Source organism: Bacillus cereus group sp. MG20 (assembly GCF_040459885.1).
Taxonomy (GTDB): domain Bacteria; phylum Bacillota; class Bacilli; order Bacillales; family Bacillaceae_G; genus Bacillus_A; species Bacillus_A cereus.
The window spans coordinates 3025482-3035000 of sequence record NZ_JARVHF010000001.1 but is presented as its reverse complement, the minus strand read 5'-3'; the positions used below and the strand labels follow the sequence as shown (position 1 = coordinate 3035000).

Below are 9519 nucleotides of genomic sequence, written 5' to 3'. Positions count from 1 at the left end.
TTTTCGTCGTTGTATTTTGGCGACTCAATTATCTTATCATACTACATTTTCAAATGCAAGTACTTTTTTAAAGATTTTTTTGATGCGGCCGAGAGGACTTGAACCTCCACGGGGTTTCCCCCACTAGGCCCTCAACCTAGCGCGTCTGCCGTTCCGCCACGACCGCGCGGAAAAAACAAAAGTGAGCCATGAAGGATTCGAACCTTCGACCCTCTGATTAAAAGTCAGATGCTCTACCAACTGAGCTAATGGCTCGTAAATGGCTGGGCTAGCTGGATTCGAACCAGCGCATGACGGAGTCAAAGTCCGTTGCCTTACCGCTTGGCTATAGCCCATCGAAAAAATATCTTATTTTCAAAGACAAATGTTATTGTACCATAATGTCCAATAAAAAACAACTGCCAATTAGCAGAAGTTAAAATGGCGGTCCCGACCGGGGTCGAACCGGCGATCTCCTGCGTGACAGGCAGGCATGTTAACCACTACACCACGGGACCATTTGGTTGCGGGGACAGGATTTGAACCTGCGACCTTCGGGTTATGAGCCCGACGAGCTACCGTACTGCTCCACCCCGCGATAATACTATTCATATAAAATTCATATGGTGGAGGATGACGGGATCGAACCGCCGACCCCCTGCTTGTAAGGCAGGTGCTCTCCCAGCTGAGCTAATCCTCCGAAGTGGTGACCCGTACGGGATTCGAACCCGTGTTACCGCCGTGAAAGGGCGGTGTCTTAACCACTTGACCAACGGGCCAATATGTATGGCAGAGAAGAAGGGATTCGAACCCTCGCACCGCGTTAGCGATCTACTCCCTTAGCAGGGGAGCCCCTTGAGCCACTTGGGTACTTCTCTGTATGGCTCCGCAGGTAGGACTCGAACCTACGACCGATCGGTTAACAGCCGATAGCTCTACCACTGAGCTACTGCGGAATAATGAAGACAATTTGTATCTTATAAAAATTCTTTCTGTAAGTCAAGAAGTTTTTAACAACATCTTGTTCAAACGTGACATGTTTATAATATACTGGATTGCGTTTTTACTGTCAAGATGTTTTCGATATCGGTTTGAGTTTCCCTTTACACTTTCCGCAGACATATCTTTTTGTATTTATTTGACGCCTTCTTACATATTGAAGTAAACACTCCATACATTCATACTTATAAATCTTTTTTTCCTTCTCTTCATTAATCATTCGTTTACAAAAACGAGGTGCATCAACTTTCTTTAACAACTCACGAAAATCTCTGTCCCTGTGCTTATACCCTCTTCCTGTAATATGCAAGTGATAATGACACAGTTCATGTTTGATGATTCCGATTAACTCCTCCTTACCATACATTTCGTAATATCGATAATTCAGTTCAACATTGTGACTCTTCAACAGATAACGCCCACCAGTTGTACGCAGCCTACTATTGAACGTTGCTTTATGTAAAAATGGCATTCCGAAGTATTGTAGCGATACTTCTTCCACTAGCCGTTGAATTTCTTCCTCGTCCATTCTCATTCCTCCTAAACAAAAAAATATTTTTACACTTTTCACGCTTCTTATACATATATTAAATAGTACATATACCCATCCTCATTCAAGACGCGTGGTTTCTAAAAACACAACATGAATAGAAATCCACTCACCAACCTCTCATCAATAGCACTTTAGATTTTTGAGAGTAGGATTAAACAAGGAGGGATTCCTATGCCTACGTGGCTAAAAAAACAGATGCAACGTGCATATTTCGAAAAAAACCGGTATCAAATTAAATTGCTAAATGAATGCTGGTTTTATTATAGCAAAATACATCAAAACTCATAATCCATTACACTTTTTATTCTATAAAAAAAGAGCAGTTTCATCTGCTCTCTTCTCTTACTATTCAATCGGCAACATAGATAGTGCAACGCGTCCTTTTTTTGTATCAATATCATCTACCCATACTTTTACAATTTGTCCTACTGATACAACATCTAACGGATGCTTTACAAACTGTTTACTAAGCTTAGAAATATGCACTAAACCATCTTGCTTTACGCCTACATCAACAAAAGCACCAAAATCAACAACATTACGCACTGTTCCTTCTAGTTCCATACCACGTTTTAAATCTTCTAATTTCAAAATCCCTTTTTTCAGAAGTGGTTTAGGCAACTCATCCCTCATATCTCGTTCTGGGCTAATGAGCGCATCTATAATATCAACTAACGTCGGCTCCCCAACCCCCGTTTCTTGAGACAACTTAGAAATCTCTACTTCTTCCAATCTCTTTTGTAATTGCGGTTGTCCTACGTCATCTATCGATAACCCTAAACTCTTCAATAACAATTCAACATTTTTATATTGTTCGGGATGAATACCTGTTCGATCTAATGGATTCGCTCCTTCTAATATACGCAAGAAACCTATACATTGTTCGTACGTCTTTGCACCTAAACGTGGGATTTTCTTTAATTCCGTGCGCTTTGTGAATTTCCCACCCTCTTCTCTCTTTGCCACAATATTTTTCGCAACAGTTTTCGATAAACCTGAAACATATTGTAACAATGCAACCGAAGCCGTATTTACATTAACCCCAACTTGGTTAACAGCTGTCTCTACTACAAATGTTAATGACTCATTCAATCTCTTTTGAGATACATCATGTTGGTATTGTCCAACCCCAACTGATTTAGGATCAATTTTCACAAGTTCAGCCAGTGGATCTTGCAGACGTCTTCCAATAGAAACGGCACTTCTCTCTTCAACTTGTAAATTCGGGAATTCTTCACGAGCTAAATCAGAAGCTGAATATACACTAGCACCCGCTTCATTTACAATAATATAAAAGACTTCCTGTTTCACACTTTGTAATACATCTACTATAAATTCCTCTGTTTCTCTAGATGCTGTCCCATTACCAATTGCAATCATTTCAACTTGATATTTATCTATAATAGAAAGAACTTTCGTTTTTGCGTCATCATATTTACGAACAGGCGGATGCGGATAAATAACATCAATATGTAGTACTTTCCCCGTATCATCTACTACAGATAATTTACAACCAGTTCTATATGCCGGGTCTACCGCTAGCACGACTTTCCCTTTCATCGGAGGTTGTAATAATAAGTTACGTAAGTTCTCAGAGAAAATATGTATCGCTTGTTCTTCAGCTGTTTCTGTTAATTCTTTACGAATTTCTCTTTCGATTGAAGATTGAATTAATCGTTTATAACCATCTTCAATCGCTAATTGTACATACTGCGCACTTTTAGAATCGTTATCACGAATTACTTTCTTATATAAGAAATTTAATATCTCATCTACTGGTGGGACAACAGAAACTCTCAATATATCTTCTTTCTCACCGCGATTCATTGCTAATACACGATGTGGTACTACTTTTTGCAATGGTTCTTCATAACTGTAATACATTTCATATATATTCTTTTCATCTTTTTCTTCACCTTTTACAGACGAAGACATAATACCTTTTCTAAAAGTAATATTTCGAATCCAACTACGATACGTAGCTTCATCTGAAATCATTTCTGCGATAATGTCTTGTGCACCTTGTAAAGCTTCTTCTGCAGATTGCACTTCTTTCTCTGCATTAATAAATTCCACTGCCTTTTTAGCCGGATCTTCTTTCTTATATAACAACAACCATTCAGCTAACGGTTCTAACCCTTTTTCTTTTGCAATCGTCGCTTTCGTTCTTCTTTTCTCTTTATATGGACGATACAAATCTTCTACTTCCTGCAACTTTGTAGCTTTAACAATTTGCTGCCTTAGCTCTCCTGTCAGTTTTCCCTTCTCATCAATAAGACGAATAACTTCTTCCTTCCTATCTTCAAGTTGCATCATATATTGCCATCTCTCTAAAATCGCACGAATTTGCACCTCATCTAAAGAGCCTGTCCATTCTTTTCGGTAACGAGCAATAAATGGAACTGTATTACCTTCTTCTGTTAATTGAATAACATGACGAACTTGCTTTTCGCTAAAGCCTAATTCTTTCACTAACATTTTCATTAACGCTTGTCGATTATCTACCATTTCCATATACAACCGTAACCTCCTCTATAATAAAAAAAAGTTGCCCTTTAAAGAGAGCAACTTAAACTGCCGATTTAAAAATCTATTAGTCCTAAACTAATTTGTAACGCTTCATCTACACGACTCATCATCACTTCATCTAAATGAGTGATTTTGTCCGTTAAGCGTTGCTTATCGATTGTTCGAATCTGCTCAAGTAAAATAACAGAATCTCTCTCAAAACCATACTTTTTCGCATCAATTTCCACATGAGTGGGTAATTTCGCTTTTTGAATCTGTGCAGTAATAGCCGCTACAATCACCGTTGGACTAAAACGATTTCCGATGTCATTTTGAATGACAAGAACCGGACGAACGCCTCCTTGCTCAGAACCAACAACTGGGGAAAGGTCTGCAAAATACACGTCGCCGCGTTTTACAATCAAAATATTACCCCCCGCTAACTAAGCGTTCTACTGTATGAGCTGCTTCATACTCCGCTAAGAAAGCTTCAGATGCAATACCAAGATTAATTTTTCCCATTTCAATATACCCACGTCGCATTGATTCATGTTGGTAGCGTTTCTTCGTCTTATGTTGACGCAATAACAATTGTGTTGCCTGGCAAATTAGTTCATGGCGATTCTTATTCTCTTGTTTTCCAATTCCGTCCAATTCCGTTACCATTTGCTTTGGCAACCGAACCACGATTTCAGTAGTTACACTTGATTCGGACACAAAAATACACCTCCACCGTCAACTACACACCCAAATATATATATGACACCTATTGTAATAATACCATTGTATGGAGCCTGTTGCAAAGACTTCCTTATTCCTTGCTTATGTTTTCCAATTCATAAACAAAACATTCATCTTCTTAAATTTTTTATCTCATAACTAACTAAAAACAATAGAACTCCTCTTCAAAACTTACGTGTAACTTATATAAAAAATGATTATAAGTAAAAAGCTTCTCATCAAAAAGAGCTTATTATCCAGCAATGAACAGTCACTCCAATGACAAGAAGCAATCATACTACCTTCTATATATTGTTCAAGTAATTAATTATCTCTACAACCTTACCATTCCGTATAAATATTCTTGGCACACGGAAACTGATCGTTGCAATAATTTCATAATTAATAGTCCCTGAATATTCCGCAACCTCTGTAGCGCTAATATACTCATCTCCCTGCCTTCCAATAAGCGTAACTTTCGTACCAAGCGGCACTTCACAAGGAAGATGAATCATGAACTGATCCATTGTTACTCGCCCTACAATCGGTACCCTTTTACCATTTATAAGCACTTCAAATCCTTGTAATCTTCTAAGCCATCCATCTGCATAACCAATCGCTACAGTCGCGATCCATTCTTCAGTTTTCGTTCGATAAGTGACGTTATAACTAATTCCATCACCTTTAATCACCTGTTTAATATGAGCTACTTTCGTATGCAGTGATAGCGCCGGTTCTAATTCAAATGGTAAAAAAGGACGTATTTCTACAGAAGGAGATAATCCATACATTGCAATCCCAATTCGCACTGCATTAAATGTAATCCCTTGAAAACGTAACGTGGCAGCACTATTAGCTGTATGGACAAACTTAGGATCCACTCCGAATTCTTTCAACCAACTTAACTGCTCTAAGAACGTGTTATATTGCTTATCAAAATACGAAGTCTCAACCTCATCTGCCGTTGCAAAATGCGTGTATACTCCTTCTAACTCTAAAAACGGTGCACCTTCTAAACTCTTTAAAAATGCTTTCAGTTCTTTTCTTTCACGTATTCCAATTCTCCCCATACCACTATCAAAGTTAATATGGAATTTCATTACAGATGAACCATCCCAAAGTTTAATTGCTTCGTCCACCCATTCTTTTTGAAAAACAGTTAGCGCTACATCATTTTCAGCAGCTACATTTACATCACGCGGCGGCGAGGGACCTAACACTAAAATCGGCACAGTAATACCAGCCCTCCGAAGCACTAAAGCTTCATCTAAAAAAGCAACTGCTAACCTTGTTGCACCCGCTTCTAATGCCGTTTTAGCCACCGGTACATAATCGTGCCCATATGCATTTGCTTTAACTACAGCAAAAATCTCTACATCACTCGGGATGAACTCTTTAATATGCGTAACGTTGTTATAAATGGCATCTAAATCCACTTCCACCCAAGTGTCACGGTAAAATGGTGCTTCTTCCATAAATACACTTCCTTATACACGATATGCGAAGCTTATTCTTTTATATGCTTCTTTTATGAAATCCACCTTCAAACTAAGAAAAGACGTGGTGCACATATATCACCACGTCTAAGAAGTTTACTTCACCTGCTTCGCTGTAACTGAACGAGCAACCATTAGTAGCTCCTTCGGCTCTAAACCTTTAGACACGAGCATATATTCTACTCCGTTATGCGACCACGTTACAGAGTCTTTCGTCAATGCACCAATCGTAAACCCAAGATCAACTGGTTCTCCACTTACACTTACCGCTGATGAAGCCTCTGCAACTTTTGCCTTTTCTTGTATTAAAGTAAAGGATTTCTTATTTCCAGTGTATGTGAGTATCGCACGCTTGCCACTGTCTGTCTTCAACTCTTTTTCATCTTGCAGATTCATACCTTGCGGTGTATCAAGTGGATACAAAATAGCAAACGGTTTGTCTTCTTTCGCTGTTGTTTGAACATCTACCTGCGCTCTAGACATATTTTGTTTCGTATCAAATGCACCTTTATCAAATTTCGCATCGAATTTCACCTTCGAGAAATCTACTTTTACAAGAACATTTTGATCATTATCCATTAACTTCACTGAAACTGGAGTCAAATCGCTCTTCTTCAGCGTAATCTCTTGTTTCGGCAACATATTTTGATGTTGATAGTTTGTTTTTGTTTTAAAAATATAATACTTATCTGTTTTCTCGAAAGTAAGGTTTTTCTTATCCTGCAAAATATCTCTTACAAGTGATTCATATAAATAAGCCTGGCTGCTATTTTGCGGCCAATCACTTTGAAAACGGAAGCTCTTATTAAGTGCTGGCGTTAATACAAATACACCTTCTTCATTTCTTAAAATGATTTGGCTCTGATCTTTTTTTGCATTCTTTAAATTCACACGATAAAAAGACGGTTCCTTATGCCAAATCTCTACATTATACTCCTGAGGCTCATTTCCTGTTTTAATAGATAATTTCGCTTCAGCTTGATAACTTTTCATCCCTTTTACTTTCGCCTCTAAATCTCTCACGACATCATCTTGTTTCTTTTCCACACAACCCGCCAACACAAAAACGGTCAACAAACCGACAAGAACTAAAAACAGACGCCTTTTCATCACTTCAGCCCCTTTGCCCCTATAAATGAATGGAAGATGTACCTTCCTTATCGCTACCTCAAATATATGAGACAAAGATATAAAATATGCAGACTAGCGTGACGAGCTTTCTAAAACAACTTGAGCAACAGCAAATTCCTTACTATGACTAATTGATAAATGAACAACATACTCTGTACTTGTAATCAGCATCGGCTTACCTCTTTCATCATTTTTCACTTCAATATCTAAAAAGCTCACTTCTTTCCCGATACCAGTACCTACAGCTTTTGAATACGCCTCTTTCGCTGCAAACCTTCCAGCTACAAACTCTGTAAGACGACTTCCTTTCAGCTCCATAGCAACATTACGTTCATTTTCTGTTAAAATACGTTCCATAAATTTAAGCTTTCCATCTAGCATTTTTTCAATACGATTTAATTCAATAATATCGATTCCAATCCCTATAATCATTTCAAAATCCCCTTCTTCTATTTAACTTTCTTCTTTCATATTGATAAGAATAACAGAGAATCTTTCTGATGCAAAAGGGGTGATAGTAACCGTATGCTAATAAGATCTACTCAGATTTCTTTACAACCGACTATTCTCACCTTACTTTTTATTCACTTAGTCATGATGATATTAGGCGACTTTTTCCTCTTCCCACTGGCAGCCTCTAATGAATATATCGCTAAAGGAGAATGGTGGCGTGTCATAACTTCCCTTCTGGTACATGTAGACTTACAACATTTTCTTTCTAATAGTATTTTTTTGTTTGCACTTGGTTCTTCTATCGAAAAGCAACTCGGACACTTTTCTTTTTTTATTCTATTTTTTCTTTCTGGAATTTCCGGAAATATTTCTTCTTATATTATTATGCCTCCTGAATATATTCACGCAGGTGCATCAGGTGGTATTTTCGGACTATTAGGCGCACAATTATTTTTATTGTACAATCGATACCGCTCTTCAAAACCAAAAGAAATTGCCATTTTCTCAATTATGATACTTCTATTACTGCTATTTACTTTCTTTAATCCTTCCGCCAATCCGATCAGTCATTTAACAGGTTTAATAACCGGCGGCATTTTAACTCCTTTTTTAACAAAAAAAAACGATGGTGCAAAGCTTATTTAATATAAAAGCTTGCACCATCGATAATTTCTACATCTACCTGTTCGTTTAAATCCCTCATTAATTGAAATAAAGACTCATCCTTCATCTTCGCCTCAATCATACAATCAATTTGCGGCACACTTCCCTTTATCCTTCTTAAAAAAGATAAAAATGCGTCTACATTAATATAATCTGCATGAGCTCTTGGATCTTTTCCCTCTCTAGGGCTAGAGATATGCATTTTAACCGGTAACAAAGATGTTTCCCACGTATGAACAACACGTGCCCAATCTTCATACCAATCTTCTTGCTCATTATTCATCATATGGTGATGCAAATCAAACACGACGGGAATATCTAATTTTTCTCCTAAATATAATGTTTCCTCTAACGTAAAAGTTGTATCATCATTTTCTAATATAATCATTTCTTGAATACCCCTTGGGACATTAGACCAATTCTCTATAAAACGCTCTAATGCAAGTTCTTTATCTTTATACCCTCCTCCAACATGTAGTACACATCGTTGCTTATGTTCAATCCCCATGCCTTTTAATAATTTTTTGTGCATCTGCAATGTCTTTACAGATTGTTTAAAAACACTCTCCTCAGGTGAATTTAGTACAACAAAATGATCTGGATGGAAATCAATTCGCATATTCATATGAATTGCATATTCACCTAATTCTTTCAATTTTTCTTTTAAAGGACGAATATAGTTCCACTCTAGCAATTCCTCATGATTCGCTAAAGGAATGAGCTTAGAACTAAGCCGAAAGAAAGATATGTCATGTCCCTTATTATGCTTTAATAAACGTAAACAATTTTCCAAATTGGAATTAGCAATTCTTTCAAGTTTACGAATTGCAGCATCACGATCATCTATTTTCTGAAACTGTGCGTACGTCATCGTTTGAGATGGGGATGCATTCTTCAAATGCACACTCATCGCAACGTAACCAAGCCTTACAAGCATATAACAGCCCCTTTTCTATCATAACTACTATGTAGTATGCACAATTACAGAAATAAAAAAAAGAGAATGCCAACAAAGGG

10 protein-coding genes and 9 tRNA genes are annotated in these 9519 nt (G+C 37.6%); 2 read left to right on the top strand and 17 right to left on the bottom strand.

The window, feature by feature from the left end; genetic code table 11:
* Positions 1-83 precede the first annotated feature (83 nt).
* The 10 genes from QCI81_RS15710 to QCI81_RS15665 form a co-directional block, all read right to left on the bottom strand.
* Positions 84-166: transfer RNA gene (locus QCI81_RS15710), tRNA-Leu, on the bottom strand.
* Between the two features lie 16 nt (positions 167-182).
* Positions 183-255: transfer RNA gene (locus QCI81_RS15705), tRNA-Lys, on the bottom strand.
* A 5-nt stretch (positions 256-260) separates the two neighbouring features.
* Positions 261-335: transfer RNA gene (locus tag QCI81_RS15700), tRNA-Gln, on the bottom strand.
* Positions 336-421: 86 nt separating this feature from the next.
* Positions 422-497 (bottom strand) — tRNA-Asp (locus QCI81_RS15695).
* A 3-nt stretch (positions 498-500) separates the two neighbouring features.
* Positions 501-577 (bottom strand) — tRNA-Met (locus QCI81_RS15690).
* Between the two features lie 26 nt (positions 578-603).
* Positions 604-679: transfer RNA gene (locus tag QCI81_RS15685), tRNA-Val, on the bottom strand.
* A gap of 4 nt (positions 680-683) precedes the next feature.
* Positions 684-758: transfer RNA gene (locus QCI81_RS15680), tRNA-Glu, on the bottom strand.
* Positions 759-766: 8 nt separating this feature from the next.
* Positions 767-857, bottom strand: a tRNA-Ser gene (locus tag QCI81_RS15675).
* 3 nt (positions 858-860) lie between these two features.
* Positions 861-935, bottom strand: a tRNA-Asn gene (locus QCI81_RS15670).
* 113 nt (positions 936-1048) lie between these two features.
* Positions 1049-1507, bottom strand: a complete 459-nt coding sequence (locus QCI81_RS15665) for a SprT family protein (RefSeq protein ID WP_016083957.1) — start codon at positions 1505-1507, stop codon at positions 1049-1051.
* 195 nt (positions 1508-1702) lie between these two features.
* Between QCI81_RS15665 and cmpA the strand changes: the two genes are divergently transcribed.
* Positions 1703-1819 carry a cortex morphogenetic protein CmpA gene (cmpA, locus tag QCI81_RS15660; RefSeq protein ID WP_001143640.1) on the top strand — a complete coding sequence of 39 codons (117 nt, stop codon included), beginning with the start codon at positions 1703-1705 and terminating at the stop codon, positions 1817-1819.
* A gap of 57 nt (positions 1820-1876) precedes the next feature.
* Here cmpA and QCI81_RS15655 read toward each other — a convergent pair whose 3' ends face one another.
* The 6 genes from QCI81_RS15655 to acpS all read right to left on the bottom strand — a co-directional run bounded on the left by QCI81_RS15655 (position 1877) and on the right by acpS (position 7818).
* The gene (locus tag QCI81_RS15655) at positions 1877-4045 is read right to left on the bottom strand and encodes a Tex family protein (protein WP_065481543.1); all 2169 of its coding nucleotides are present in this window, start codon (positions 4043-4045) and stop codon (positions 1877-1879) included.
* 68 nt (positions 4046-4113) lie between these two features.
* Complete coding sequence (ndoA, locus tag QCI81_RS15650; RefSeq protein ID WP_000635965.1) at positions 4114-4464, bottom strand: type II toxin-antitoxin system endoribonuclease NdoA; 351 nt, start codon at positions 4462-4464, stop codon at positions 4114-4116.
* Positions 4465-4468: 4 nt separating this feature from the next.
* Entirely contained in the window at positions 4469-4756 is a 288-nt protein-coding gene (locus tag QCI81_RS15645; RefSeq protein ID WP_000004570.1) for an antitoxin EndoAI, read from the bottom strand.
* Positions 4757-5064: 308 nt separating this feature from the next.
* On the bottom strand, positions 5065-6234 hold the full coding sequence (gene alr, locus QCI81_RS15640; RefSeq protein WP_000390593.1) for an alanine racemase: 1170 nt from the start codon (positions 6232-6234) through the stop codon (positions 5065-5067).
* A gap of 117 nt (positions 6235-6351) precedes the next feature.
* Positions 6352-7302, bottom strand: a complete 951-nt coding sequence (locus QCI81_RS15635; RefSeq protein ID WP_071731890.1) for a LolA family protein — start codon at positions 7300-7302, stop codon at positions 6352-6354.
* A gap of 156 nt (positions 7303-7458) precedes the next feature.
* The gene (gene acpS / locus QCI81_RS15630; protein ID WP_000583419.1) at positions 7459-7818 is read right to left on the bottom strand and encodes a holo-ACP synthase; all 360 of its coding nucleotides are present in this window, start codon (positions 7816-7818) and stop codon (positions 7459-7461) included.
* 93 nt (positions 7819-7911) lie between these two features.
* On the opposite strand from acpS, the gene QCI81_RS15625 reads away from it, so the two are divergent.
* The gene (locus QCI81_RS15625) at positions 7912-8484 is read left to right on the top strand and encodes a rhomboid family intramembrane serine protease (RefSeq protein ID WP_000908525.1); all 573 of its coding nucleotides are present in this window, start codon (positions 7912-7914) and stop codon (positions 8482-8484) included.
* Here QCI81_RS15625 and uvsE read toward each other — a convergent pair.
* Positions 8477-9439, bottom strand: coding sequence for a UV DNA damage repair endonuclease UvsE (uvsE, locus tag QCI81_RS15620; protein WP_000961144.1), 963 nt, complete (start codon positions 9437-9439; stop codon positions 8477-8479). The genes QCI81_RS15625 and uvsE overlap by 8 nt on opposite strands.
* Positions 9440-9519 lie beyond the last annotated feature (80 nt).

Excerpts from the sequence above, each read along its gene's own strand:
- QCI81_RS15665 (WP_016083957.1), bottom strand. The coding sequence starts at position 1,507 with ATGGACGAGGAAGAAATTCAACGGCTAGTGGAAGAAGTATCGCTACAA.
- cmpA (WP_001143640.1), top strand. The coding sequence starts at position 1,703 with ATGCCTACGTGGCTAAAAAAACAGATGCAACGTGCATATTTCGAAAAA.
- QCI81_RS15655 (WP_065481543.1), bottom strand. The coding sequence starts at position 4,045 with ATGGAAATGGTAGATAATCGACAAGCGTTAATGAAAATGTTAGTGAAA.
- alr (WP_000390593.1), bottom strand. The coding sequence starts at position 6,234 with ATGGAAGAAGCACCATTTTACCGTGACACTTGGGTGGAAGTGGATTTA.
- acpS (WP_000583419.1), bottom strand. The coding sequence starts at position 7,818 with ATGATTATAGGGATTGGAATCGATATTATTGAATTAAATCGTATTGAA.
- QCI81_RS15625 (WP_000908525.1), top strand. The coding sequence starts at position 7,912 with ATGCTAATAAGATCTACTCAGATTTCTTTACAACCGACTATTCTCACC.
- uvsE (WP_000961144.1), bottom strand. The coding sequence starts at position 9,439 with ATGCTTGTAAGGCTTGGTTACGTTGCGATGAGTGTGCATTTGAAGAAT.